This window comes from Sagittula sp. S175, from assembly GCF_049800975.1.
Classification (GTDB): Bacteria; Pseudomonadota; Alphaproteobacteria; order Rhodobacterales; family Rhodobacteraceae; genus Sagittula.
On the sequence record NZ_JBNAGB010000004.1, the window covers coordinates 153,561 to 179,383 of the forward strand.

24 protein-coding genes and 1 riboswitch are annotated in these 25,823 nt (G+C 64.9%); of the genes, 10 read left to right on the plus strand and 14 right to left on the minus strand.

Annotated features, from left to right (window positions below):
• Window positions 1–8 precede the first annotated feature (8 nt).
• Both ACP16H_RS07160 and ACP16H_RS07165 read left to right on the plus strand, forming a co-directional pair.
• Window positions 9–674: an SDR family NAD(P)-dependent oxidoreductase gene (locus ACP16H_RS07160; RefSeq protein WP_425071580.1), complete on the plus strand. Its 666-nt coding sequence runs from the start codon at window positions 9–11 to the stop codon at window positions 672–674.
• Window positions 668–2,197 (plus strand): cryptochrome/photolyase family protein, encoded by a 1,530-nt coding sequence (locus ACP16H_RS07165; RefSeq protein WP_425071581.1) that lies wholly within the window; start codon window positions 668–670, stop codon window positions 2,195–2,197. Before ACP16H_RS07160 ends, ACP16H_RS07165 begins: the two co-directional genes overlap by 7 nt.
• 359 nt (window positions 2,198–2,556) lie before the next feature.
• Here ACP16H_RS07165 and ACP16H_RS07170 read toward each other — a convergent pair whose 3' ends face one another.
• Window positions 2,557–4,002 (minus strand): MORN repeat-containing protein, encoded by a 1,446-nt coding sequence (locus ACP16H_RS07170; RefSeq protein WP_425071582.1) that lies wholly within the window; start codon window positions 4,000–4,002, stop codon window positions 2,557–2,559.
• Between the two features lie 131 nt (window positions 4,003–4,133).
• Between ACP16H_RS07170 and ACP16H_RS07175 the strand changes: the two genes are divergently transcribed.
• Together ACP16H_RS07175 and ACP16H_RS07180 are read left to right on the plus strand one after the other, a co-directional pair.
• Complete coding sequence (locus tag ACP16H_RS07175) at window positions 4,134–5,789, plus strand: NAD+ synthase (protein WP_425071583.1); 1,656 nt, start codon at window positions 4,134–4,136, stop codon at window positions 5,787–5,789.
• On the plus strand, window positions 5,782–6,627 hold the full coding sequence (locus tag ACP16H_RS07180; protein WP_425071584.1) for a hypothetical protein: 846 nt from the start codon (window positions 5,782–5,784) through the stop codon (window positions 6,625–6,627). The genes ACP16H_RS07175 and ACP16H_RS07180 overlap by 8 nt, the downstream gene beginning before the upstream one ends.
• A 45-nt stretch (window positions 6,628–6,672) precedes the next feature.
• Here the strand turns inward: ACP16H_RS07180 and ACP16H_RS07185 are convergent, their stop codons facing one another.
• The 4 genes from ACP16H_RS07185 to ACP16H_RS07200 form a co-directional block, all read right to left on the minus strand.
• Window positions 6,673–7,155: a PRC-barrel domain-containing protein gene (locus ACP16H_RS07185; RefSeq protein WP_425071585.1), complete on the minus strand. Its 483-nt coding sequence runs from the start codon at window positions 7,153–7,155 to the stop codon at window positions 6,673–6,675.
• 122 nt (window positions 7,156–7,277) lie between these two features.
• Complete coding sequence (locus ACP16H_RS07190) at window positions 7,278–7,667, minus strand: metallopeptidase family protein (RefSeq protein WP_425071586.1); 390 nt, start codon at window positions 7,665–7,667, stop codon at window positions 7,278–7,280.
• Window positions 7,668–7,811: 144 nt separating this feature from the next.
• Complete coding sequence (gene thpR / locus ACP16H_RS07195; RefSeq protein WP_425071587.1) at window positions 7,812–8,336, minus strand: RNA 2',3'-cyclic phosphodiesterase; 525 nt, start codon at window positions 8,334–8,336, stop codon at window positions 7,812–7,814.
• Between the two features lie 66 nt (window positions 8,337–8,402).
• A complete protein-coding gene (locus ACP16H_RS07200; RefSeq protein ID WP_425071588.1) occupies window positions 8,403–9,341 on the minus strand; it encodes a 1-phosphofructokinase family hexose kinase in 939 nt (312 codons plus the stop codon).
• Window positions 9,342–9,487: 146 nt separating this feature from the next.
• Between ACP16H_RS07200 and gltX the strand changes: the two genes are divergently transcribed.
• From gltX to ACP16H_RS07220, 4 genes are all read left to right on the plus strand, one after another.
• Window positions 9,488–10,807, plus strand: a complete 1,320-nt coding sequence (gene gltX, locus ACP16H_RS07205) for a glutamate--tRNA ligase (protein WP_425071589.1) — start codon at window positions 9,488–9,490, stop codon at window positions 10,805–10,807.
• 144 nt (window positions 10,808–10,951) lie between these two features.
• Complete coding sequence (locus ACP16H_RS07210; RefSeq protein ID WP_425071590.1) at window positions 10,952–11,833, plus strand: inositol monophosphatase family protein; 882 nt, start codon at window positions 10,952–10,954, stop codon at window positions 11,831–11,833.
• A gap of 63 nt (window positions 11,834–11,896) precedes the next feature.
• Window positions 11,897–13,129: a putative DNA modification/repair radical SAM protein gene (locus ACP16H_RS07215; RefSeq protein WP_425071591.1), complete on the plus strand. Its 1,233-nt coding sequence runs from the start codon at window positions 11,897–11,899 to the stop codon at window positions 13,127–13,129.
• Window positions 13,129–14,544, plus strand: a complete 1,416-nt coding sequence (locus ACP16H_RS07220) for a UdgX family uracil-DNA binding protein (protein WP_425071592.1) — start codon at window positions 13,129–13,131, stop codon at window positions 14,542–14,544. The genes ACP16H_RS07215 and ACP16H_RS07220 overlap by 1 nt, the downstream gene beginning before the upstream one ends.
• A 141-nt stretch (window positions 14,545–14,685) precedes the next feature.
• Here the strand turns inward: ACP16H_RS07220 and gcvP are convergent, their stop codons facing one another.
• The 5 genes from gcvP to ACP16H_RS07245 all read right to left on the minus strand — a co-directional run bounded on the left by gcvP (window position 14,686) and on the right by ACP16H_RS07245 (window position 20,223).
• A complete protein-coding gene (gene gcvP, locus ACP16H_RS07225) occupies window positions 14,686–17,529 on the minus strand; it encodes an aminomethyl-transferring glycine dehydrogenase (protein WP_425071593.1) in 2,844 nt (947 codons plus the stop codon).
• 90 nt (window positions 17,530–17,619) lie between these two features.
• The gene (locus ACP16H_RS07230) at window positions 17,620–17,910 is read right to left on the minus strand and encodes a hypothetical protein (RefSeq protein ID WP_425071594.1); all 291 of its coding nucleotides are present in this window, start codon (window positions 17,908–17,910) and stop codon (window positions 17,620–17,622) included.
• 42 nt (window positions 17,911–17,952) lie between these two features.
• A complete protein-coding gene (gene gcvH, locus ACP16H_RS07235; RefSeq protein ID WP_425071595.1) occupies window positions 17,953–18,312 on the minus strand; it encodes a glycine cleavage system protein GcvH in 360 nt (119 codons plus the stop codon).
• 17 nt (window positions 18,313–18,329) lie between these two features.
• Complete coding sequence (gene gcvT / locus ACP16H_RS07240) at window positions 18,330–19,451, minus strand: glycine cleavage system aminomethyltransferase GcvT (RefSeq protein WP_425071596.1); 1,122 nt, start codon at window positions 19,449–19,451, stop codon at window positions 18,330–18,332.
• A gap of 151 nt (window positions 19,452–19,602) precedes the next feature.
• Window positions 19,603–19,694, minus strand: a riboswitch (glycine riboswitch).
• A 46-nt stretch (window positions 19,695–19,740) separates the two neighbouring features.
• Entirely contained in the window at window positions 19,741–20,223 is a 483-nt protein-coding gene (locus ACP16H_RS07245; RefSeq protein ID WP_425071597.1) for an RrF2 family transcriptional regulator, read from the minus strand.
• A 96-nt stretch (window positions 20,224–20,319) separates the two neighbouring features.
• On the opposite strand from ACP16H_RS07245, the gene ACP16H_RS07250 reads away from it, so the two are divergent.
• Window positions 20,320–20,883 (plus strand): gamma-glutamylcyclotransferase family protein, encoded by a 564-nt coding sequence (locus ACP16H_RS07250; protein ID WP_425071598.1) that lies wholly within the window; start codon window positions 20,320–20,322, stop codon window positions 20,881–20,883.
• 53 nt (window positions 20,884–20,936) lie between these two features.
• On the opposite strand, the gene ACP16H_RS07255 is transcribed toward ACP16H_RS07250, so the two are convergent.
• The 3 genes from ACP16H_RS07255 to ACP16H_RS07265 form a co-directional block, all read right to left on the minus strand.
• Window positions 20,937–21,497: a DUF2202 domain-containing protein gene (locus ACP16H_RS07255; protein ID WP_425071599.1), complete on the minus strand. Its 561-nt coding sequence runs from the start codon at window positions 21,495–21,497 to the stop codon at window positions 20,937–20,939.
• A gap of 153 nt (window positions 21,498–21,650) precedes the next feature.
• On the minus strand, window positions 21,651–24,167 hold the full coding sequence (locus ACP16H_RS07260; RefSeq protein WP_425071600.1) for an ABC transporter permease: 2,517 nt from the start codon (window positions 24,165–24,167) through the stop codon (window positions 21,651–21,653).
• The gene (locus tag ACP16H_RS07265; protein ID WP_425071601.1) at window positions 24,164–24,865 is read right to left on the minus strand and encodes an ABC transporter ATP-binding protein; all 702 of its coding nucleotides are present in this window, start codon (window positions 24,863–24,865) and stop codon (window positions 24,164–24,166) included. Before ACP16H_RS07265 ends, ACP16H_RS07260 begins: the two co-directional genes overlap by 4 nt.
• Window positions 24,866–24,879: 14 nt before the next feature.
• Here ACP16H_RS07265 and ACP16H_RS07270 point away from each other — a divergent pair, with 14 nt between their 5' ends.
• Entirely contained in the window at window positions 24,880–25,554 is a 675-nt protein-coding gene (locus tag ACP16H_RS07270) for an arylesterase (protein WP_425071602.1), read from the plus strand.
• Between the two features lie 10 nt (window positions 25,555–25,564).
• Here ACP16H_RS07270 and ACP16H_RS07275 read toward each other — a convergent pair whose 3' ends face one another.
• Window positions 25,565–25,759, minus strand: coding sequence for a hypothetical protein (locus ACP16H_RS07275; protein ID WP_425071603.1), 195 nt, complete (start codon window positions 25,757–25,759; stop codon window positions 25,565–25,567).
• Window positions 25,760–25,823 lie beyond the last annotated feature (64 nt).

Here is a 25,823-nt window from a genome sequence, read left to right on the forward strand (position 1 = left end):
TGCGGCACATGGAAAAGGCTTTGATTATCGGTTCTTCGGGCGGCATCGGCGCCGCGATGGTCGCCGCGCTGACCGCGCAGGGTGTTGAAACAATCGCCATAAGCCGGAGCACGCACGGGTTGGATGTCTCGGACGAGTCATCCGTGCAGCGAATCCTAGGGGGCGTCGAAGGGACGTTCGACCTGATCTTCGTGGCCACGGGCGCGCTGCGCATCGACGGTTCGGTTCCTGAGAAGTCACTGAACGCCCTGTCAGCCAAGTCGCTTGCCGACCAGTTCGCCGTAAATGCCATCGGACCGGCGCTGGTCCTGAAACATGTTCGGCATCTGATCCCGCGAGATCGTCAATCCGTGTTTGCCGTGTTGTCCGCCCGAGTTGGATCAATCGGGGACAATCGGTTGGGCGGCTGGTATTCCTACCGCGCGTCCAAGGCGGCGTTGAACCAGTTGATCCACGGCGCGGCGATAGAATTGTCCCGCAAATACAAACACCTGACTTGCGTCTGCCTGCATCCCGGCACCGTTGCCACGAAGTTTACACAAGGCTACCAGGACACACATCCCACGGTTCTGCCGCAGGCGGCTGCCGAACGTCTCCTCGAGGTCGTGTCAAAGCTGACACCTGCGGACAGCGGTCGGTTTCTGGATTATTCCGGTAAGGACATTCCATGGTGACCCGCCTCGTCCTCGTACTGGGCGACCAGCTGTCCATGACCGTCGCAGGCTTGAAGGCGGCGGACAAGGACACCGATGTCGTGGTCATGGCCGAAGTTGCCGATGAAACCGATTATGCACAACACCACCCCAAGAAAATCGCGCTGATCTTTGCCGCGATGCGCAAATTCGCGAGAAAACTGCAAGATGACGGCTGGACCGTAGCCTACACCGAGCTTGACGACAGCAATAACACGGGCAGCATTTGCGGAGAGTTAATCCGCCGCGCGGAGGACTTCGACGCCAGTGAAGTCCTTGCCACCGAACCCGGCGAATGGCGGCTGATCTCGGCCCTGACCCACTGTCCGCTGAAGGTCAGGCAGTTGGAGGACGGTCGTTTCATCGCGTCCCATAGGCAGTTCGGGGAATGGGCCGAGGGGCGCAAAGCCTTGAGAATGGAGTATTTCTACCGCGACATGCGCCGTCAGACGGGGCTGATGATGGAGGGCGAGACCCCCGCCGGCGGACAGTGGAATTACGATCATGACAACCGAAAGGCGGCCTCGGGCAGCGTGGATACTGCGCCGATGCAGTTCACTCCGGACGATGTCGTCGAAGAGGTTCTGGACCTTGTAGAGGCCCGATTCTCCAAGAATTTCGGGACGTTGCGCCCGTTCACCCTAGCCACCGACCAAGGGCAGGCGCGGCGTGCGTTAACGCATTTCATAAAACATGGTTTACCCAAGTTCGGCGACTACCAGGATGCCATGCTCGAAAACGAGCCTTTCCTCTGGCACGCGCATCTGTCGGCCTATATCAACATCGGCCTGCTGGACCCCATGGAAGTCTGCCAAGCCGCTGAAGACGCGTGGAAAAACGGCGACGTCCCGATCAATGCCGCCGAAGGGTTCATCCGCCAGATCATCGGCTGGCGAGAATACGTGCGGGGCATCTATTTCCACGAAGGCCCCGAGTATCCCGAGCGCAACGTATTGAAACACAAGCGAGATTTGCCGTGGCTCTATTGGGGCGGCGAGACGAAGATGCGCTGCGTCGGGCAGGCGGTGGCGCAGACCCGTGACCATGGCTATGCGCACCACATCCAAAGGTTGATGGTCACCGGCAACTTTGCCCTGCTGGCCGGGATCGACCCGCATCAGGTCCACGAGTGGTATCTGAGCGTCTACATCGACGCTTTCGAATGGGTCGAAAGCCCCAATACCGTGGGCATGAGCCAGTTTGCCGATGGCGGGATCATCGCCTCAAAGCCTTATGTTTCCTCTGGAAATTACATCGACAAGATGTCGGATCACTGCAAGCTTTGCGCCTACGACGTAAAGGCCAAGGACGGCGAGGAAGACGCCTGTCCCTTCAACGTCCTGTACTGGCATTTCCTCGAAAGACATCGCGAGAGATTCACGGATAACGCGAGAATGGGCAACATGTACCGGACGTGGGACCGCATGGCAGAGGACAAGAAAGACCGCATCCTTACCCGGGCAGAAAGCTTTCTTAAGAACATGGAAGATGGCGGGTTAATCTGACCACCGTACGCTGTGTGGTTGACAGGATCGGGCGCCCAAAGCCACCCGGATTAACCCGATTCCACGCCGCGTTACGGGATATTAACCACCAAACCGGCCGCTTCGACGAAGTGTTCCGGCCGGAAAGAAACCTGTCTTAACAGCCCCAGCGCATCATCAGGGCCAAATCGTTAAACCCCTCCAAAAAAGCGCCGCTTTCCCTTCATCTTGATCCAAATACCCTCGGGGGTCTGGGGGCAGAGCCCCCACCTGTCGTGCGACAGCACGACAGACCTTAGCTTTGGGCGGGGAGCAGAGCCCGCATGCGCGCGGTCCGCAGGGCCGCGCGCCGGTCGCCGCGCGCAAGCGCGGCGAAACCCTCACTGGTCGGCGGGAACCTCGGGTTCGGCAGCCGCCTCCGGGGCGGGCGTCGTGGTCGAATTCTTCGTCAGCGCGCCGCCGATCCATTCGCCGGTGGCCTGCTCTCCGGTGGAATAGCGCATGGTGCCATCGCCCTCGCGCTTGCCCTTGACGAAGGTCCCCTCGTAGACGTCGCCGTTGGCATAGGTCGCCACGCCCTGGCCGTTGATTTCGCCATCGGCCCAGTCGCCTTCGTAGCGGAAGCCCGAGGGCATCACGATGGTGCCCTGCCCGTGGCGCAGCCCGTCGCGGAACTGGCCTTCGTAGACCGTGCCGTCGGGATAGGTGGCGGTGCCGCGCCCGTGGCGCTCGCCGTCCTTCCAGTCGCCTTCGTAGCGGTAGCCGTCGGGGTAGGTCATCACGCCCTTGCCCTCGTTGCGCGCGTTGACGAAGTCGCCCTCATAGACCAGCCCGTTGGGGTAGGTGGCAATGCCGCGCCCCTCGATCACGCCATCGACCCAGGTGCCGTCATAGGTCGCACCCGAGGGGTAGGTGATCTTGCCGGTCCCATTCGCCAGATCGCCGGTGAAGTCGCCCTCGTAGACCGAGCCGTCCGGGTAGGTCACGCGGCCCTTGCCCTCGATCTGGCCGGTGATCCAGTTGCCGGTGTAGGTGTAGCCATCCTGCCCGACGAAGGTGCCGATGCCGTGACGCTGGTCGTTGTTGAAGGCGCCGTCGTAGGTGTCGCCGTTCTTGTAGGTGACCTTGCCCTGGCCTTCGCGGCGGCCATCCACCAGGTCGCCCTCGTAGATGTCGCCATTGGGCTGGGTCAGCTTGCCGCGCCCGTCGATCTGGCCGTCGCGCCAGGTGCCTTCGTAGGTCAGCCCGTCGGTCATCACCAGCTTGCCGGTGCCGTCGCGTTCGCCATCCGCCACCCGCCCCTCGTAGACCGAGCCGTCGGGGTAGGTGATCTTGCCGTTGCCTTCCTTCACGCCGTTCACCCACTGGCCGTCGTAGACATAGCCGTTGGGCGCAGTCATCACGCCGCGCCCGTGGTGCAGCGCGTTGCGGAAGGAGCCTTCGTAGCGGACGCCATTGGCGTAGATCGCCACGCCCTGACCGGTGATCTTGCCATCCAGCCACGAGCCTTCGTAGGTGCCGCCGTCGGCAAAGGTGATCTTGCCCATGCCCTCGGGCTTGCCCTTGGCGAACTGGCCTTCGTAGATCGACCCATTGGGGAAACGCGCCACGCCGTCGCCGCGAATTTCGCCCTGCACCCAGTCGCCGGTGTATTCGTAGCCGTTCGGCAGGCGGTAGGTGCCGGTGCCGTGCTGGAGCCCGTTTTCGAAGGTGCCCTCGTAGACGCCACCGTCGTCGTATTCCTTGGTCTCGACGTCCTGGGCCTGCGCCATGCCCCCGACAGACAGGGAGAGCGCGGTCAGCATGAGAATGGCGGTGGATTTCATGGGTGCGCCCCTCCCGGCGGGTCCTTGGTCGGGGCCAATAGGTAAAGGAGGGGGCGGTGCGGGGCAATGGTTTCATTGCCTTCCCTCCCCGGACAGGTCTGCTATGTCAGTCCCCAAAGAGAGGACGCGCCATGACCGACCGTTTCCGCCTGACGATGGCACAGCTGAACCCCACTGTCGGGGACCTGAAGGGCAACGCCGCCAAGGCGCTGGCCGCGTGGCAGGCGGGCCGTGACGCGGGGGCCGACCTCGTGGCGCTGCCCGAGATGTTCATCACCGGCTACCAGACACAGGACCTGGTGATGAAGCCTGCCTTCATCAACGATGCTGTGGCGGCTGTTGAAGACTTGGCCAAGCAGATCGTCGATGGTCCGGCGCTGGCGATCGGCGGACCCTGCCCCGAGGGGACGAAGCTGCACAATTCCTACTACGTCTTGCAGGATGGCAAGGTCTCGGCGGTGGTGCACAAGTATTTCCTGCCGAATTTCAATGTCTTCGACGAGGTGCGCCTGTTCTCGCGCGATCAGTTGCAGGGGCCGGTGAATATCAATGGCGTGCGCATCGGGATGCCGATCTGCGAGGATGCCTGGTATCCGGATGTCGTGGAGGCGCTGGAGGAATCGGGGGCGGAGATCCTCGTGGTGCCCAACGGCTCGCCCTACTTCCGCAACAAGTTCGAGACGCGGTTGAACAAGATGGTGGCGCGCGTGGTCGAGAGCGGCCTGCCGCTGGCCTATCTGAACATGGTCGGCGGGCAGGATGACCAGGTGTTCGACGGTGGGTCGTTTGTGTTGAACGCCCATGGCGCGCCCGCCGTGCAACTGCCGGTGATGGAAGAGGTCGTGGAAACGGTGGACTTCACCCGCGAGGCCGGGGGCTGGGTCTGCGCCGAGGGGCGCTTTGACCGCCATCCCGGCGAGTGGGAGCAGGATTACGCCGTCATGGTGTTGGCTTTGCGGGATTATTGCCGCAAGACGGGGTTCGGCAAGGTGCTGCTGGGCATGTCCGGCGGCGTCGATTCCGCGCTGGTTGCGACGATTGCCACCGATGCGCTGGGCCCGGAGAACGTGCGGTGCGTGATGCTGCCGTCCGAGTACACGTCTGAACATTCGTTGGAAGACGCCAAGGCCTGCGCCGAGGCGCTGGGCGTGCGCTATGACTTTGTCCCGATCACCGAGGGGCGCGATGCGATCACGCGGACCCTCGCACCGCTGTTCGAAGGCACGAAATCCGATTTGGCCGAGGAAAACATCCAAAGCCGCCTGCGCGGGCTGCTGCTGATGGCGCTGTCGAACAAGTTCGGCGAGATGCTGCTGACCACGGGCAACAAGTCCGAGGTGGCGGTGGGCTACGCCACGATCTACGGCGACATGGCGGGTGGCTACAACCCGATCAAGGACCTGTATAAAATGCGGGTCTTCGAGACCTGCCGCTGGCGCAACGCCAATCACCGCGCGTGGATGAAGGGACCGGAGGGCGAGGTGATCCCCGACCGGATCATCACCAAACCCCCCAGCGCCGAGCTGCGCGCCGACCAGAAGGACAGCGACTCGCTGCCCGATTACCCGGTGCTGGACGCGATCCTCGACATCCTTGTCGATCAGGACGGGTCGGTCGCGGATTGCGTCGCCGCCGGGTACAGCCGCGAAGACGCGATGCGCGTGCAGCACCTGATCTACATCAGCGAGTACAAGCGCCACCAATCCGCCCCCGGCGCCCGCCTGACCCCGCGCGCCTTCTGGCTGGACCGCCGCTATCCCATCGTCAACCGCTGGCGCGATGAGTAAACCGGCGTTCCCCGGGTTCGAGGGCCTTCATGCCGATATCGTCGGGGCCTCGGGACGCTCGCCGCTGCCGCAACCGAAGGGCGCGCATCTTTGGGTGGATGGCACCTTCCACGCGGTGTCGGGGCTGGATGCGCCGATCCGGGGCGAGGTGGGCTATGCCTGGCGGGTGAGCCAGCGAGAATTGGGGAAGATCTGCGGGTTGCTGGACGTCAGGGCTTTGGGGTTCAAGGGGTTGCGCGCCACGGACCTTGCCCCGCTGGCCCAGCTGCCGCGCCTCGACCGCCTGTCGCTGACATGGCTGCCAAAGCTGGAAACACTGGACGGCCTGCGCGCCCTGACCGGGCTGCGCGTGCTGGTGCTAACGGACTTCCGCAAGACCACCGACCTCGCGCCGCTGGCGGCGCTGACCGGGTTGCAGGCGCTGGCGATCAGCGGCGGCATCTGGGAGAAACAGCCGCTCGACGGGTTCGATGCGCTGCTGGGTCTGCCGCTACAGGAACTGCGCCTCGCCGCGCTGGCGACGGACCCCTTGGCCTACCGGGGGCTGGCGCGGATCGGGACGCTGACGGACCTGTGGCTGTCCTACAACCTGCCGGTCGAGGTCTACGCCTGGTTGCACGCCGCGCGCCCGGACCTGCGCTGCGATGCCTTCGTGCCTTACATGAAGGTGGCGCATATGACGCACATCAACGGCAAGGACGTCATGGTCGTCGGCCATCGCCGTCCCTGGCTGAACGCGGCGAAAGACGCGAAACGGCTGGCAAACTACGCCGCCGAGTGGGAGGCGTTGGTGACCCGGTTTCGGGACGACCTTCGGCAGGAAAACGACCGGACGTGAAAAAGGGGCCACGCGGGCCCCTTCTCTTGTAATACCTTGGCTGGATCAGTTCCAGAAGGCTTCGTCGATGTCTTCCTTGGCCTCGAGCTGCTCCTCGTTCAGGCGCGTCACGATGGCGTAGGTCTTGTCATCCACCGGCACCAGCTTCACGTCGGCCAGTTCCAGCATGACGTGCTTGTCACCGATGTCGAGGAAGCCACCGACCTCGGCCACGACGCCGATCATCTGGCCGTTGGAGTCCAGGACGATGTCCTCGATCTCACCGATGTCATTCCAGTCGTCGCCCACGGCGTCATAGGTCATGTCCCAGGCGGAGCCTTCGTCGTTGGCTGCGTTCATGGTGTAGATGTTGCCGCCCGTGATGTCGCGGGTGCGGATCAGCTTGGCATCGGTGTCCATGCCGGTGTCCGTCGACTCCATCGCGGCGGTGTCTTCGGTCATGGTGGCCTCTGCGCCCGAGTGGCTTTCAGCGAAAGCGCCGGTGGCGGCAACGGTCAGGGCGAGGGCGGATGCGTAAAACGTCTTCATGGTGTATCTCCCGTTAGTGTCTGGGAGAACAACGGTCGGGCGCGGCAGGCGTTCCAAGTTTTTTATAATAATTTCGGTATGTTATTTATGGAACTAATACCAATGGTTGTGCGTTCGCGGCTTTATTCCCACCAACGGTCGATGCTGGCGATATCGTCGTCGGACCAGCCAAAATGATGCGCGATCTCGTGCACGACCACATGGGTCACGAGGTCGGACAGTTCCACATCGCCCCGATCACGCCATTCCTCGAGGATCGGCTCGCGGAACAGCCAGACGCGGTCGGGGTAGGGCGAGGGATGGCTGACCGACTTGTGGGTCAGCGGGATGCCTTCGTAGAGGCCCGTCAGGTCGAGGGGGTCGTCGATCTCCATATCGTCGAGAATGTCCTGCGGTGGCCAATCCACCACGGTCAGCACCACATCGGCGGCGTGGCTGCGGAAGGGCTCGGGCAGGCTGGCCAAAGCGGCCTCGGCCATGTCGCGAAAGGCGTCTGGATCGGTGCGTGTCATACGACAGCAGATATGCCGCCGCCGAGGCAAATGCACCACGTGTTGCTTCTTCTTGGTGGAAATACTCGCATCCGATCCGTCCACGCGCACCAGCACCCAGATGGCGCGCGTTTTGCGTAGGTCGGGGATGTTCCCCGACCTGCCTCAGCCCAGGGGATAGACCGACAGCGCCTCGTAGATCGCGCCATCCGGGTGCAGGTGCGACTCCATCAGGGCAAAGCTGGAGCAGGTGACCGGGCCGACCGTGGCCCCCACCAGCGCAGCCAGCACGCCCGAGGCATCGGCGTGGCCCTTCAGTCGCGTCAGGGTCACATGCGGCCGAAAGCGGCGGCGTTCAAAGCAGATGCCAGCGCCATGCAGCCGGGCCTTTACCCGGTCGTGCAGTTGCACCAGCGCCGCGCCGCCATCGGCCTCTAACCCTGCCGCCTGCCCGCTGCGCCCGCCGAACAGCGCCGCGCCCGACAGGGTCAGCGATACGGGCAGGGCACGCAGGGTCGACAGCGCGTCGTGCAGGGGTTCGACAGCAGATTCTGGTTGGTCGCCAAGGAAGGCAAGCGTCAGGTGCAGGTTTTCCTCGGGCACCGGGCGGCCATTGGGCAGGCGATCCTGCAGGGCAGTCAGCGGGTCGAGGGCCTCGGGCGGCAGGATCAGCGAAACGAACAGGCGCATGGTGCCAGAGTGACATGCTGCGCAGGCGAGGGCCAGACAGGCTATCCTTCCGCGCCGCTGATATTCCTAAAGTTGTATCAGTTCCGTACGGGCCAGCATCTCGGCGTAGTCGTCCGGGCGGCACAGCTGGGTGCCTGGGCTCATCACGGCGGCAGCGGCGGCGGCGGCTCCGCGGCGCAGGGCTTCCTCGGGCGGGAGGCCCTCGGCGATGGACATGCAGAAGCCACCGACAAAGCTGTCCCCCGCGCCAATGGCGGACACCACCACGTCGTTCTCGGCCGAGGTGTGCCAAAGCCCCTCCGGCGTCGCCATGACCGACCCGTCCTTGCCGCGCGCGATGATGACGATCTCGCCCGCGCCGCGTGTCCGCAGGACCTCGGCATAGGCGGCGCTGTCGGCGCGGGTGGTCAGAGGTTGGCCCGAGAGCGCCATGGCCTCGTGGCTGTCCATGCGCAGGACGAAGGGCGCGGGGGCGGGACCGCTGGCCTGATGTTCCAGATGCGGGCCGGAGGTGTCGATCACCACCTTGCGCGGCGCGAGGCGGGCGCAGGCCAGCGGCAGGAAACCGGGCGCGGCCCCGGGGGGCATGGAGCCGGAAAAGACCACCATGGCGTCGGGCGGGCTGGCATCGACGATCAGGTCCAGCACCTCGGCCAGTTGCTTGGCCGACCACTCGGGGCCGGTGAGGACGAAACGGTATTGCTCGGCGGTGGTCTCGTCGGTGACGGAGAAGCTGTGCCGCGTCGGGCCGGGCGAGGGCAGGCTGGCCCAGTCCAGTTCCAGCGTGTCGAGGATCTCTCCCAGCCAGTCGCCATTGGCGCCACCAAGCGACACCCAGGCCTGCGCGCGGCCCCCCAGCTGCGTGATGGCGCGGGCGACGTTGACGCCGCCGCCGCCAGCCTCGGCACTTTCGGGTGCGCAGCGCAGCTTCTTGTTCGGCTGAACGGAGGCGGTCGCGGTTGCGAGGTCCAGCGCCGGGTTCAATGTCACGGTGAGAATTTGCATGTGCGTCGTAAACCTTTTGTTGCCGCTACCATGGCAAGTCATGCTGCGCCTGCAAAGGGGATTCGACCTGCGCCAACTGGACAAGGCGCGCATTTCGTGAAAACACCGCCGCTTGAAACTTTGCCGCCCGTTCAGGAGGCCATCCAATGACCGTCACCCGTTTTGCCCCCTCGCCCACCGGCTGGATCCACGTCGGAAACCTGCGCGCCGCGCTGTTCAATTTCCTGATTGCCAAGAAGGCGGGCGGTACGTTCATCCTGCGCATCGACGACACCGACCCGGAGCGGTCGAAGGAAGAATACGTCGACGGCATCAAGCGCGACCTCGAATGGCTGGGGCTGGAGTGGGACCGGGTGGAGCGCCAGTCGCTGCGGCTGGAACGCTACGAGCAGGCGGCGCAGGAGCTGCGCGAGAACGGCCGTTTCTACGAGGCTTTCGAGACGCCGACCGAGCTGGACCTGAAGCGCAAGAAGCAGCTGAACATGGGCAAGCCGCCGGTCTACGACCGTGCCGCGCTGGCGCTGTCGGACGACGAAAAGGCCAAGCTGCGCGAAGAGCGCGGCAATGGCGTCTGGCGGTTCAAGCTGGATCAGGAGCGGATCGAATGGACGGATGGCATCCTTGGCCCGGTGTCGATCGACGCGGCGTCCGTGTCGGACCCGGTGCTGATCCGCGCCGACGGGCAGTTCCTGTATACGCTGGCGTCGGTGGTGGATGACGTGGACATGGGCATCACCTACGTGGTGCGCGGCAACGACCACGTCACCAACACCGCGACGCAGATCCAGATGATCGAGGCGCTGGGCCACAAGGCCCCGGATTTCGCGCATTTCTCGCTGCTGACCGGCCCGGGGGGCGAGGCGCTGTCGAAGCGTCTTGGCACGCTGGCGCTGAAGGACCTGCGCGAGAACGGCATCGAGCCGGAGGCGCTGTTGTCGCTGATGGCGCGGCTGGGATCGTCGCAGCCGGTCGAGCTGCGCCTGTCCATCGACGAGATCGCCGAGGGCTGGGAGCTGTCGCAGTTCGGCTCGGCGCCCACGAAGTTCGACGCCGAGGACCTGTACCCGCTGACCGCGAAGAAGCTGCACGGCCTGCCGCTGGAGGCGGTGGCTGACGAGGTGCGGGCGCTGGGCGTCCCGGACGACAAGGCCGCGCTGTTCTGGAACGTCGTGCGCGAGAACATCCGCACCCGCAAGGAGATGGCGGACTGGTGGTCGCTGTTCCGTGACGGGGCGGAGCCGCTGGTGGCCGATGAGGACCGCGACTTCATCGCCGAGGCGCTGCCGCTGCTGGGTGAGCCGCCTTACGGGGCTGACGCCTGGAAGGGCTTCACCGATGCGGTGAAGGACAAGACGGGCCGGAAGGGCAAGGGTCTGTTCATGCCGCTGCGCAAGGCGATCACCGGGCGCGAGCGCGGGCCGGAGATGGCCGACGTGCTGCAACTTTTGCAGAAGCGTCCGGGATAACCGGACCTGTCGCGCGCCGGGTCTGGCGCGCGGCCCTTGCCGGGGCATCGACCGGACACCATGCCACCCCCGCCCGGCCTTGCACCCGGGGCGGGACACTGGCACTGCATGTTGCAACCGCAGCAACTTGCCGGAGCCGCCGAGATGACCGAATCCCAGACCGCCACCCTTCCCATGACCGTGACCGCGCCGCTGACGATGGCGCAGCGTGCGCAGGTCCTGAACCTTGTCCGTCGCACCGCGCGGGCCGAGATCCTGCCGCGGTTCCGCAAGCTGTCCACGCATGAGGTTGCGACCAAGACCGGCATCCATGACCTCGTGACCGAGGCCGACAAGGGCGCCGAGGCGATGCTGGCCCGCGCGCTTCAGGCGATGTTTCCCCATGCGCTGATCGTTGGCGAGGAACACGCCTCCGAGAACCCGGAGATCATCAAGAAGATCCCCGAGGCCGAGATGTGCATCACCATCGACCCCGTGGACGGCACCTGGAATTACGCCAAGGGCCTGCCGCTGTTCGGCGTGATGCTGTCGATCCTGCGCTTTGGCACCCCGGTTTACGGGATGCTGTATGACCCGATGGTCAACGACTTCATCACGGCCGCCGCCGGCAATCCGACCGAACTGGTCATGCCCCGCAACCTGCGCCGACCGGTGCGCACGTCACAGGGGGGCACGATCGAGGACCTCGTCGGCTTTGTCCCGCTGGCGCTGGTCCCGGAGGACAAGCGCGGCCAGATGGCTGCGACCTTCCCGCGCTTTGCCCGCGTGACCTCGTTGCGCTGTGCCTGCCACGAGGCGCGCATGGTCGCCTCCGGCAACGCGGATTTCGTGCTGTTCGGCAAGCTGACGCCTTGGGACCAACCCGCAGGAGCCATCGCCATTCAGCAAGCGGGAGGCCATGTCGCCATGCTGGACGGATCGGACTACCGCGCGGACACCGCCACGGGCTATCTGCTCGCCGCCTCGGACGCGGCGACGTGGGGCCGCCTGCGCGACCTGTTTTCCTTCTTGCTGGAAACTGCTTGAACCCTCCGTAACGTGATGTGTTCTTCTCTTGTTCGCGCCAAAACGTGAACATAGAATGAACGTATGAGCACGAAGACTCTTGAGCAGAAGCTGGCGATTCTGTCGGACGCCGCGAAATACGATGCCTCCTGCGCGTCCAGCGGAGGGCAGCGGCGGGATTCCCGCGACGGAAAGGGCATTGGCAGCACCACCGGGTCCGGGATCTGTCATGCTTACGCACCGGACGGGCGCTGCATCAGCCTGCTCAAGATTCTGATGACAAATTTCTGCATTTACGACTGCGCCTACTGCGTGAATCGCGTCAGCAGCAACGTCGAGCGCGCGCGGTTCACCCCCGAGGAAGTCGTTCACCTCACGCTGGAATTTTATCGACGCAATTATATCGAAGGGCTGTTCCTGTCCTCGGGGATCATCCGTTCGCCCGACGACACGATGACGGACATGGTGCGTATCGCCCGCAGCCTGCGCCTCGACCACCATTTTCGCGGCTACATCCACCTCAAGACCATTCCCGACGCCGATCCGAAGCTGATCGAGCAGGCGGGGCTGTACGCCGACCGCCTGTCGATCAACGTCGAACTGCCCACCGACCGCGCGGTGAAGGACTACGCGCCCGAGAAATCGCCGGACCAGATCCGCAAGGCGATGGCGGATGTGCGCGTGCTGAAGGAAGCGCAGAAGGACCGGACGCACACCGGGCGCAAGCCACCGAAATTCGCCCCGGCCGGGCAGTCGACGCAGATGATCGTCGGGGCCGATGGCGCGACTGACGCGACGATCCTGCAAAGCAGCACGCGCCTTTACAGTTCGTATAAATTGAAGCGGGTGTATTACTCGGCCTTTTCGCCGATCCCGGATGCCTCGCGCGTTTTGCCTTTGGTAAAGCCGCCGCTGATCCGCGAGCATCGGCTGTACCAGGCGGATTGGCTGATGCGGTTTTATGGCTTCGACGTGAGCGAAATCACGGCGAACCGCAATGACGGCAACCTCGATCTGGACATCGATCCGAAACTGGCCTGGGCGCTGGCGAACCGTCATGACTTTCCGGTCGATGTGAACCGCGCGCCGAGGGAGGTGCTGCTGCGCGTTCCCGGTTTCGGGACAAAGACCGTGGGGCGTATCCTCGCCACGCGGGTCCACCGCACGTTGCGCTATGACGACCTGCGGCGGATGGGGGCGAATCTGAAGAACGCGAAACCCTTCATTCATGCGCTGGACTGGAGCCCGCGCGGGCTGGATGCGGTGGACCTGCGTGCCCGCTTTGCGCCGCCGCCGGAACAGCTTTCGCTGTTCTGATGCACAGCGTCAGCCTGCCCATCATCGGCACCTTCGACGCCTGGCGCGACGCGGCGCGCGACCTGCTGAGCGCCGGGACCGCGCCGGAGGATATCCTCTGGTCACATGGCACGGCGGCGCAGGACCTGTTTTCCGACGCGGCCCCCCTGCCCAGGGGGGACCGCCCGGTAATTGCCTCCAAGGCCTTCATCCAGATGGCAAATCTGGTGGTCTGGCATTCCGATCCCGAGCGCTTTGCCCGGCTGTACGGCGTGCTGCACGCGCTGCAGCGGGACAAGCGGCTGCTGGAGGACCGCGCCGATCCGCGGGTCGAGAAGCTGGCGAAGATGGCCAAGGAGGTCAGCCGCGACAAGCACAAGATGACCGCCTTCGTGCGCTTTCGCGAGATCAGCGCGCCGGGGACGAACCGCCGCGCCTTTGCCGCCTGGTTCGAGCCGTCCCACTACATCACGGAACCCACTGCGCCGTTCTTTGCCAAACGCTTTGGTGACATGGATTGGACCATCGTGACGCCGCATGTGACGGCGCAGTTCGACGGTACGGTGACGTTCAGCGAGGGCCGGGAGCGCCCGGACATTTCCGACGATGCGACCGAGGATCTGTGGCGCACCTACTTCCGCTCGATCTTCAACCCCGCGCGGGTGAAGGTGAAGGCGATGCAGGCGGAGATGCCCAAGAAATACTGGAAGAACATGCCCGAGGCGGCGCTGATCCCCGAGATGATCGCGACAGCGCAAGCCCGCGCCGCCGAGATGGCCGCCAAGGCCCCGACGCTGGCCCCCGCCCGCGCCGCGCCGATCCTCGACCGATTGCACGCGGAGCAGGCGGAGCGCTTGCAGACACAGGACCAGTTCCTGACCGCTTTGCAGGGCTGCCGACGCTGCCCGCTGTGGGAAAACGCGACGCAGCCGGTGCCGGGGGAGGGGCCGCTGGACGCGCGGCTTATGTTCGTCGGAGAGCAGCCGGGCGATACCGAGGACCTCACCGGGCGCCCCTTCACCGGACCTGCCGGGCAAGTCTTTGACAGGGCGCTGAGCGATGCGGGGATCGACCGGAGCGGGGTCTACATCACCAATGCCGTCAAGCATTTCAAGTTCCAGCCTCGGGGCAAGCGCCGCCTGCACCAGAACCCGGATCGGGACGAAATCCACCACTGCAAATGGTGGCTCGACCTGGAGATCGAGCGCGTGAAACCCCGGTTGCTGATTGCGCTGGGTGGCACCGCGCTGGAAAGCCTGACCGGCACGCGCAAGGACCTCCTGAAACGTCGCGGTCAGTTCGAGGAAACGCCGGATGGTCGGCAACTGCTGGTCACGGTCCACCCGAGCTACATCCTGCGCCTGCCTGATCCGGCGTTGCGTACCGAGGAAACAGCTCGATTCCACGCTGACGTCGCGCTGGCTGCAAGAGCGTAGGGGGCGCTGCCCCCGGCCTGCGGCCTCCCCCGAGGGTATTTCTGAAACCATAGAACAGGGGGGCGCGCCGCCTGCTCTTCTTTGGTTTTCAAAATACCCTCGGGGATGAATTCTCCGCAGGAGAAGAAGGGGCAGCGCCCCTTATTCCGCCGCTTCTGCAAGCTCCTCCATCGGCGGGCAGGTGCAGACCAGGTGACGGTCGCCATAGACGTTGTCGACGCGGTTGACCGGCGGCCAATACTTGTCGACACGGAAGGCGCCCGGCGGGAAGCAGCCCTGTTCACGGGTGTAGGGGCGGTCCCAGTCGCGCACGAGGTCTTCCATCGTGTGCGGCGCCATCTTGAGCGGATTGACCTCGCGGTCCATTTCGCCTTCCTCAATGGCGCGGATTTCCGCGCGGATCGCCAGCATCGCGTCGCAGAAGCGGTCCAGTTCGGCCTTGGTCTCCGACTCCGTCGGTTCCACCATCAGCGTTCCCGCCACGGGCCAGCTCATGGTCGGCGCGTGGAAGCCCGCGTCCATCAGGCGCTTGGCGATGTCCTCGACCGTGACGCCTGCCGTCTTCTCGAAGGGGCGAACGTCGAGGATGCACTCATGCGCCACCCAGCCCTTGCCGCCGCGATAGAGCACGTCAAACGCGCCTTCGAGCCGCTTGGCGATGTAGTTGGCATTCAGGATCGCGATGCGGGTCGCCTGTGTCAGCCCTTTGCCGCCCATCATCAGGCAGTAGGTCCACGAGATCGGCAGCAGCGACGGAGAGCCGAAGGCCGCCGCCGAGACCGCGCCCTCGCCGCCGTTGGGATCGCCCGGAAGATGCGGGATCAGGTGCGCCTTGACCCCGATCGGCCCCATGCCGGGGCCGCCGCCACCATGTGGGATGCAGAAGGTCTTATGCAGGTTCAGGTGGCTGACGTCGCCGCCGAGGTCACCGGGCCGCGACAGGCCGACCATGGCGTTCATGTTCGCGCCGTCGATGTAGACCTGCCCGCCGTGTTCATGGGTGATGGCGCAGACCTGCTTGACCGTTTCCTCGAACACGCCGTGGGTCGAGGGGTAGGTGATCATGCAGGCCGCCAGCATGTCCGAGTGCTTTTCGGCCTTGGCGCGGAAGTCATCGAGGTCGATGGAGCCCTGCTCGTCGCATTTCACCGCGACGACCTTCCAGCCGACCATATGCGCGCTGGCCGGGTTGGTGCCATGGGCGTTGACCGGGATCAGGCAGACGTTGCGCTGCCCTTGCCCGCGCGCGGCCTGCCAGTCGCGGATCGTCAGCAAACCGGCATATTCCCCCTGCGCGCCGCTATTCGGCTGCATCGAGAAGCCATCGTAGCCGGTGATCTGGCACAGCTTGTCGGACAGGTCGCCGATCAGCTCGGCATAGCCCTTGGCCTGATCCTTGGGCGCGTAGGGGTGGATCATCGAGAACTCGCGCCACGACACCGGCATCATCTCGACCGCGGCGTTCAGCTTCATCGTGCAGGAGCCGAGCGGGATCATGGCGCGGTCCAGCGCGAGGTCGCGGTCGGCGAGGCGGCGCATGTAGCGCATCATCTCGGTCTCGGCGCGGTTCATGTGGAACACCTCGTGCTGGAGGTACTCCGTCTGGCGGATCAGCGCGTCGGGCAGGCGGTATTCCGACTCTGCAGGATCATCCTTGCGGATCAGGCCAAAGGCGCGCCACACGGCTTCGATGGTCGAGGGGCGGGTGCGCTCGTCCAGGGTGATGCCCACCTTGGTCTTGCCGACCTTGCGCAGGTTCAGCCCCTCGCGCACCGCCGCCTGCAACACGCCGCGCTGCAAAAGGCCGACGTCCACCGTGATGGTGTCGAAGAACGATTTGGGTTCGACGGCAAAGCCCGCCGCCTCCAGCCCCTTGGCCAGGCGCGCGGTCTTGCGATGGATGCGCTGGGCGATGGCGCGCAAGCCCTTGGGGCCGTGGAAGACGGCGTAGAACCCGGCCATCACCGCCAGAAGCGCCTGCGCGGTACAGACGTTCGAGGTCGCCTTCTCGCGCCGGATGTGCTGCTCGCGCGTTTGCAGGGCGAGGCGATAGGCCTTGTTGCCGTGGCTGTCGATGGAGATGCCGACGATGCGGCCCGGCATGGCGCGCTTCATGTCGTCCTTGCAGGCCATGTATGCGGCGTGCGGCCCGCCGTAGCCGACCGGCACGCCAAAGCGCTGGGTCGAGCCGACAGCGATATCGGCGCCCATGGCCCCCGGCTCCTTCAGCAGGCACAGCGCCATCGGGTCGGCGCTGACCACCGCCACCGCCCCCGCCGCATGCAGGGCCTCGATCTCGGGCGTGACATCCCGCAAGTGGCCGTGGGTGCCGGGATACTGGAAGATCGCGCCATAGACCTGCGTCGCGTCCAGCTGGTCCACGGGCCCGACGATGACCTCGATCCCCAGCGGCTCGGCCCGCGTCTTCATCACGGCGATGTTCTGCGGGTGACAGCCCTCGTCGACAAAGAAGGCGACCGCCTTGGACTTGGCCACCCGCTGCGCCATGGTCATCGCCTCGGCACAGGCGGTGGCCTCGTCCAGAAGCGAGGCATTGGCCACCGGCAGGCCGGTCAGGTCGCACACCATGGTCTGGTAATTCAGCAGCGCCTCGAGCCGCCCCTGCGAGATCTCCGGCTGGTAGGGCGTATAGGCCGTGTACCAGGCGGGGTTCTCGAGGATGTTGCGCTGGATCGCGGGCGGCGTCACGGTGCCGTGGTATCCCTGCCCGATGAGCGAAGTCAGGACCTTGTTCTTCTGCGCCACCTCGTGCAGGCGGTGGATGACCTCGCGCTCGGACAGGGCCTTGCCCCAGTCCAGTGCGCCGTCCCAGCGAATGTCGGCGGGCACGGTCTGCGCGATCAGCGTGTCCAGCCCGTCCACGCCCAGCACGTCGAACATCTGCGCCATTTCCTCGGGCGAAGGCCCGATGTGGCGACGGTTGGCGAAATCATACGGCAGGTAGTCAATCGGCTCATAGGTCATCAGGCAATCCTTCCCCGATCAGGGGGCACGCGGCCCCTGCTTCTTCTTGGTCCAAATACTCATTGTCCACGCCCGCCTCCGGGCACGGCGTCACCGCTTGGCCTTCACGGCCTCCAGCAGCATCATCAGGCCCATCCGGGCGCCCTTGGCATTGTCGAACCCGACGCCCGCACCGGATTTCTCCCACAGCCCGCGCGCATCCTCACCCGAGGCAATCATCCGCTGGATCGCCGCGCGCAAGGCAGCCAGCTCGTCCGGGGAAAACCCGGACAGGACTTCGTCCACCGCATCCTCGAAGCGCTCGAAGCGGTCGAAAATCTGGTGCGAGAGGCCCTTGCCCACCCGGCTCCACAGCGCTTGGTCTTCGGTCGTCAGGTCCATGTGGCGTAGGTCGGGGCTGTGCCCCGACTCCCCTGTGAAAGGTCAGGAAATGAAGGATTTGTAGGCCGCTTCATCCATGAGGTCGTCCATGTCGGACATGTTCTCGACCTTCATCTTGAAGAACCACGCGTCCCCTTCCGGGTCCTCGTTGACCTTGCCCGGATCGGCGACGATGGCCTCGTTGACCTCGACGATCTCGCCGTCCAGCGGGGCGAGGATGTCCGACGCGGCCTTGACCGACTCGATCACCACGACCTCGTCGTCCTTCGACACTTCGGTCCCGGCTTCGGGCAGTTCCACGAACACCACGTCGCCCAGTTGCTCGGCCGCGTGTGCCGTGATCCCGACCACCACGAGGTCACCCTCGACCAGCAGCCACTCATGCTCTTCGGTAAACTTCATCCGCGTCTCCTGTCCGCTCACCGTTTGAATCCCGCCGGGACGAAGGGCAGCCTGACCACGTCAACTGCCAGCCGCTTGCCCCGAACCTCGCCCCACAGCCGCGTGCCCTCGACCGAGGACCCGTCGGCCACGTATCCCATCGCCACCGGCGCATTGACCGAGGGGCCGAACCCGCCCGAGGTCACTTCGCCCACCTGCGCGCCGCCGTCCTCGGCGTCGAACAGCGGCACTCCGGCCCGCATCGGCGCGCGCCCCTCGGGCTGCAAGCCAACCCGGCGACGATCCACACCCTGCGCCAGCTGTTTCAGCACCTCGGAGTCGCCGGTAAAGCCACCCTCGGTCCGCCGCCGCTTGCCCATGGCCCAGGTCAGCCCGGCCTCGACCGGAGAGGTCCCGCTGTCCAGATCATTGCCGTACAGACACAGCCCGGCTTCCAGCCGCAGCGAATCCCGCGCGCCGAGGCCGATCGGTTCGACCCGTTCGTCCGCCAGAAGCGTCCGGCACAAAGCCTCGGCGGCGCTGTTCGGCACCGAGATCTCGAACCCGTCCTCGCCGGTATAGCCCGACCGGGACACCCAGCATTCGGCGCCCTGCAAGGTCACGGTTGCCACATCCATGAAAGTCATGTCCCGCACCTCGGGCGCCAGCCCGGCCAGCACGTCCTCTGCCTGCGGCCCCTGAAGGGCCACAAGGGCGCGGTCCTCGATCACCTCGATGGTCACGCCCGCAGGCTCCAGCGCGGCGCGCATCAGGCCAAGGTCGTGGTCCCTGCGCGAGGCGTTCACCACCATGAAGAGGTGATCGTCGCGCCGCGCGACCATCAGGTCGTCCTCGATCCCGCCGCTGTCATTGGTGAAATAGCCGTAGCGTTGCCGCCCGACACCCAGCCCGGCGATGTCCACCGGAACGATGCGTTCCAGCGCCTCGTCCAGACCGGCCCCGCGCAGGATCACCTGACCCATGTGCGACACGTCGAACAGCCCGGCCGCGGCGCGCGTGTGAAGATGCTCCTTCATCACGCCGAGGCCATATTGCACCGGCATGTCATAGCCGGCAAAGGGCACCATCTTGGCCCCCAGCTCGCGGTGCAATGCGTTCAGCACCGTTTCTTTCAGATCGCCGTGATCTTCTTGCGCCATGCGCCCCCCGTCATTTCCCCGGGGGCCATGCCACCGGACAGTCATGGCGCCTCCGCGCCGCACTGCCCCCTCTGTCTTCCGGCCTTTCGGCCTGCCTGAGATCGTTATCCCTTCGGCGGACGCGTGCACCCGCGCCTCTCTCCAGAGTCACTGCACCTCGACGGTCCTTTGGCCTGAGCGTTTCCGGGGCGGTTGCGCCTTCGGCACCGGCACATGCGCACCGGATTCTCCCGTCGTGGTCAAAGACTTGCTATGCGATGGCTGCACCCTTTGCAAGAGCGGCGACGCTTCAGGCGTCAATAGCGACTTCTGGTTTAACCTCTTGCCCACGGCACTGCGCCTGCGGCGCGATGATGTCGAGCAGATCGATGTTGTCGCAGACCAGCGTATCCAGCGTGACCGGGTCCAGCGTTTCATAAAAGGAATTGGCCGCTTTCGTCAGAAGATCGCGCAACCGGCAGGCTTCGGTCAGGGGGCAGGTGTTGTCCACATCGGCAAAGCATTCCGCCAGCGGCACCGGCTGTTCGAGATGGCGGAAAATGTCGCCAATCACGATCTCGGACGCGGGGCGGGACAGTTCCAGCCCCCCGTTTCGCCCGCGTTGCGTGTGCAGAAACCCCAACTGCGCCAGTTGATTGATGACCTGTGCGAGGTGATTCTCTGACGCGTTGCAGACCTCGGCGATCTCGTGCTTTGTCACCAGTCGGTCGGTATGGGCGGCGCAGTACATCAACACCCGCATGGCGATATTCGTTCGCTTGGTCACTCGCATGGCGCAGCACTCCACGGCTGGTTTCGGCTGTCCCCTTGTGGCAGCAATCCACAACCATGTGTTTGACATGCATCAATCGGGGCAAATACTTCGCATATGACGCATATGTATTTCTTTGGCTACGGGTCGTTGGTGAACGCCGCCACGCACGCCCATACGCCCCTGCACAAGGCCACGGCGAAGGGCTGGCGCCGCGCATGGGTTGCCGTGCCCGAGCGTGACCTGTGTTATCTGAGCGCGGTGGCGGACCCGCTGTCGGTGCTGCACGGGGCCATCGCCCCGGTGCCCGGCAACGACTGGGCCGCGCTGGACCTGCGCGAGGCGGCCTATGCCCGTCACGACCAGACGGAGCAGATCGACCATGACAGCCCGGCGCGCAGCATCGCGCTGTACGCCGTCGCGCCGGAACGCCATACGGACCCCGGTCCGGACAATCCGATCCTGCTGAGCTACCTCGATACGGTGATTACGGGCTTCCTCGCGCTGCATGGTCCGCAGGGGGCGATGGAGTTCTTTGCCAGCACCTCGGGCTGGCAGGCGCCGATCCTGAACGACCGCGTCGCACCGCGCTATCCACGCACCACACCGCTGTCCGAGCAGGTCCGGGAGATGGTCGACGAAGGACTGGCCGCGCAGGGCAGCCGCATCCTGGCGACCTGAAAAAGCGAAACGCCCCGGCCCGCCAGCCGGGGCGTCCCATGCTCAGACACGGTTCAAAGCAGCGCTTCGAAGGCGTCGAGATGGTTCACCGATCCTGCAAGCAGGCGGTCGTAGACGTCGGCCAGCGGCGTATCTGCGACGGCCTCGGCGGCGGCGGCGATGTCCACCATGTCCTTTGTCTCGATCGCGACGCCGACCTCGAGGGCCGCCTCCAGCGACTCGCTGCCCTGTGCCAGAAGGGTGTCGTACATCTCCTGCAACTCGGGATCTACGTAGGTGCCCGCCTCGGCAAAGACGATGGCATCGACGTCCAGCCCAAGGCTTTCGGCCTGCGCCAGAAGCGCGTCGAAGTGGTTGTCCTCGGACTCTGCGATGTTGTCGAAGATCGGAATGCCGTACATCTCGTAAAAGGCGTCATAGATGTCGCCCGCGAGCTTCTCCTCTTCGAGCATGAAGAGCAGTTCGGCGATGGCCTCGTCGGAATAGGTGGCTTCGGTCACCGTGACCGTCGTTTCCTGCTCAAAGGACGCATCGACCGGGCCACCCATGCCCTTGCCGAACCCGCCGCGACCAAAACCATTCTGCTCGACGCCGCCCCAGGCCCCCGTTTTCATACCGGTTCTCATTTTGACCTTTTCCTTCTTTGCTAAAGGGTCAAGGTCCCCAATTTCCTGCTTCGTGTGCGGAAACTGTTATATATGAAATTCGATATGTGAAAGGCGGAAATAAAGCCAATTTTAGGCTTGGGTGCATTCCCGCCAGTCCTGTTATTCGCTGGCCCGCAAGACCTGAGCCGGGCGGACGGACAGGGGCCTCCATGCGAACATCAGGTTGGCGACGAGTGTGGCAAGGATACCCCCCGTGACGACCCCCAGGGCATTCGGCCAGACGACGGCAAAGCTGCTCTCCATGACGAAGGTCATGATCGCCCAGGCGCCGAGGATGCCCGCACCCAGAGCCACAAGCCCCGCGCCGGCACCCAGAAGGGCCGACCGCAGGGCAAAGCTGGTGAGGATCGTGCGGCGCGGTGCGCCCAATGTCTTGAGCACAGCGGATTCGTAGGTCCGCGCGGTCTCGCCCGCTGCTGCCGCGCCGATCAGCACGAGGAAGCCGGTCAGCAAGGTCGCCGCCGCCCCCCAGCGCACCGCCGATGCGATGCCGTCGAGCAATTCAGAGACACGTTCTATGGCATCCTTCACCCGGATCGCGGTGATGTTGGGATAGGCGTTGGCCAGGTCGCGCAGGATCTGAGCCTCGGCCTGCGGCTCGGCATAGACGGTGGAGATGAAGGTGTGCGGCGCGCCCTGCACGGCTGCCGGGTTCATGGTCAGGACAAAGCCGATCCCGGCGGTGGAGAAATCCACCTCGCGGAAGGAGGTGATCGTCGCGTCGATGTCGCGGCCAAGGATGTTGATGGTGATGGAATCGCCAAGCTTCAGGCCGATTTCTTCGGCCTCTTCGGCGGCAAAGGACACTTGCGGCGGGCCGACATAATCCTCGGGCCACCATTCGCCCGCCGTCACAGTGGTGCGGCTGTCGGGCTGGGCGGCATAGGTGATGCCGCGGTCTCCGCGCACGACCCAGTGGTTGCCAGCGACTTCGCGGGCGGAGATGCCGTTAATCTTCGTGATGATGCCCCTCATCATGGGTGCGCTGTCGACGCGGCTGACGGCGGGATCGTTTTCCACGCGGTCGCGGAAGCCGTCCATCTGGTCCTTCTGAATGTCGACAAAGAAGTAGGAGGGCGCGCGTTCGGGCAGGTCGCGCTGGATGGCCGCACGGAAGTTGCCGTCGATCTGGCCGATGGCGGCAAGTACGGCGAGGCCGAGGCCGAGGGAGAGCACCACCGCAGAGGCGCTTTCGCGTGGTCCCCCGATGCTGGAGACCGCCCAACGCAATGCCGGAAGGCCTCGCGTAGCCTTGGTCGCGCGGCGTGCCGCCGCACGGATCAGCCACGCGGCACCGGTCAACAGGACGAGCGCGCCAAGGATGCCGCCCGCGGTGGAGAAGGTCAGACGTTCATCGCCGGAAAAGACCGCCGCCGTGCCGACCAGCCCCACAATAAGGATGAGCGTGGCGATGACGTAGCGGGTGCCGGGCAGGGCGCGTGCGCCTTCGAGGGCATCCCGGAAGAGGGTCGCGGCACGGACTTCCTCAGCGCGGGCGAGGGGCCAGAGCGTGAACAGAAGTGCGGTCAGCGTGCCGTAAAGCGCGGCCTCGATCAGCGGGGCGGGGTAGAGGGTGAACACCGTCGGGATTGGCAGGGCCTGCGCGATGATCGGCGACAGCAGCAGCGGAATCCCCGCGCCGAGGATCAGGCCGATCAGGATACCGACCAGCGCCAAGGCTCCGATTTGCAGAAAATAGGTCAGGAAGATGGTTTGCCGCGTGGCACCGAGCGTGCGCAAGGTCGCGATGACCGAGGTCTTGTTGGCGAGGTAGGCGCGCACTGCGGCGGACACGCCGATGCCACCCACGGCCAGCCCGGACAGGCCAACCAGCACGAGGAAACTGCCCAGACGATCGACGAACCGCGCGATCCCCGGCGCGCCACGGCGGGAATCGCGCCAGCGCAGGCCGGTCTGTTCGAATTTCTCCAGCGCATCGGCGGCGGCCGTGTCGAGATCGGTGCCGGGGGGCAGCAGCAGGCGGTATTCGGTTTCATACAGCGATCCGGGGGCCAGAAGGCCGGAGCCCTCCAGATCCTGTGTCAGAACGAGGGTGCGCGGCCCGAGGCCAAAGCCGTCCCCTGCGTCGTCCGGTTCGGTCACGATGGTGGCTAACAGGGTGAATTCGGCCTCGCCCAGCCTGAAGGTATCGCCGGGCGTCAGGCCCAGCCGGTCGGCCAGGACGGGGGCCATGACGGCGCCTCGGTTGGCCAGCGCCTCGTCCAGCGGGATGGCGGGTTCGAGGATCATCTCACCCAACAAGGGGTAGGCGCTGTCGACGGATTTCACTTGGGTCAGGCCGCGCTCGGTCTCGCCATCGCGGGTGACGGTCGCCATGGATCGAAAGTCTGTGATTTCAGAGACTTGCGTGGCGATTGAATCGAGGTAGGCGCGTTCTTCCTCGCTGGCGAAGCGGTAGGTGAACTGTGCCTGCGCGTCGCCGCCGAGCAGGATGGCCCCCTGGTCCTGAAGGCCCGCCTGGATGGCGGATCGGACCGACCCGACGCCGGCAATGGCGGCGACCCCAAGCGCGAGGCAGGCAAGGAAGATGCGGAAACCGGACAGGCCTCCGCGCAATTCGCGGCGGGCAAAACGGGCGGCTGTGGACAGGCTCATTCGGCGGCCTTCGTCGCGGCCAGAGTTTCGGCGTCGATCAGCCCGTCGCGCAGGGGGATCGTGCGATCGCACAGCGCGGCCAGCTCGGGCGCGTGGGTGACCAGCACAAGGGTCGCACCGTGTTGGCGGGAGAGGTCGAACAGCAGATCGGTGATCGCCTGCCCATTCGCTCCGTCAAGGTTCCCCGTAGGCTCGTCCGCCAGAAGGATGCGCGGCTGCGGCGCCAAGGCACGGGCGAGAGCCACGCGCTGCTGTTCGCCGCCTGACATCTGCGCGGGGTAGTGATCGGCGCGGCTGGCCAGCCCAACCTTGGCCAACATGTCCTGCGCCCGGTCAAAAGCGTCCTTGTCCCCGGCCAGTTCCAGCGGCGTGGCGACATTTTCCAGCGCCGTCATGGTCGGGATGAGGTGAAAGCGCTGAAAGACCACCCCCATGTTGTCGCGGCGAAACCGCGCGAGGGCGTCCTCGTCCATGGCGGTCAGGTCCTGTCCCAGCGCGGTGACGGTCCCCGTGGTGGCACGTTCCAGCCCACCCATAATCATGAGCAGCGAGGATTTGCCGGAACCCGAGGGCCCGACAAGGCCAAGGGTTTCGCCTGCCGCGACATTCAGGGATATGCCATGAAGGATTTTCACCATCCCGGCATTGCCCCTCAGGCTCAGGGTGACATCTTGGAGGGAGAGAACGGGTTCGGTCATGGAGGCGCTCCGCGATGTTTGCTGACGTTACATATGGGGTTGTTCGCTTGTGCAGCAAGGTGGCGCTGGTGCTTTGGGCGGTGTCTGCATCGGTGTCGGCGCAGGCGGAAACGGTGCATGTGCTGGCCCTCGGGGACAGCTTGACGCAGGGGTACGGGCTGCTGGATGGGGAGGGCTTCGTGCCTCAGCTCAACGATTGGCTCAAGGACCATGGCCACGATGTGCGTGTGGTGAACGGGGGCGTGTCCGGGGATACGACGGCCGGTGGGTTGTCCCGCGTCGAGTGGTCGTTGACGCCTGAAATCCGTGGAATGATCGTGACACTTGGCGGGAACGACCTGCTTCGCGGGATTGATCCGGCGACCTCGCGGGCCAACATCGAAGGTATCCTGAAGGTGGCTCAGGCGCGTGACATCGAGGTCCTGCTGATTGGCATGACTGCGCCGGGCAACTACGGGGCAGACTACAAGGCCGCTTTCGATGCCATTTATCCCGAACTGGCGGCGTCATATGGCACGCTTTATCTGAACAGTTTCTTTGCCGGTGTCATGCAGGACGGTCAGATGCCTTCGGACGTGAATTCGGTCATGCAAGCCGACGGGATTCATCCAAACCCTGAGGGGGTGAAGAAAATTGTCGCCGCCATAGGCCCGAAAGTCGAAGAGCTGATCGACCTCATGCGCCAGTAGGCGGACGGGTTCATGTGGGGCGCAGCTTTAACCCGTTGGGAGGCGGCTGCCATGTGGACAGCGCGATCAACGTCAGGCCGAGCAGGAGCGAAATTGCAAGGTACAGCGCCAAAGCCATACCAAGGGGAACGCTGAACCACAGCCAGCCAATCAACGCCATGAGCGTGCCGACACAGCTGCTGAATATGAACGCGATGATCGCCATTTGCCGCCTCCTGATGCCTAGAGGTTAACGCGGCAAAAGATAACGCGAGATTAATGCTCGGTGA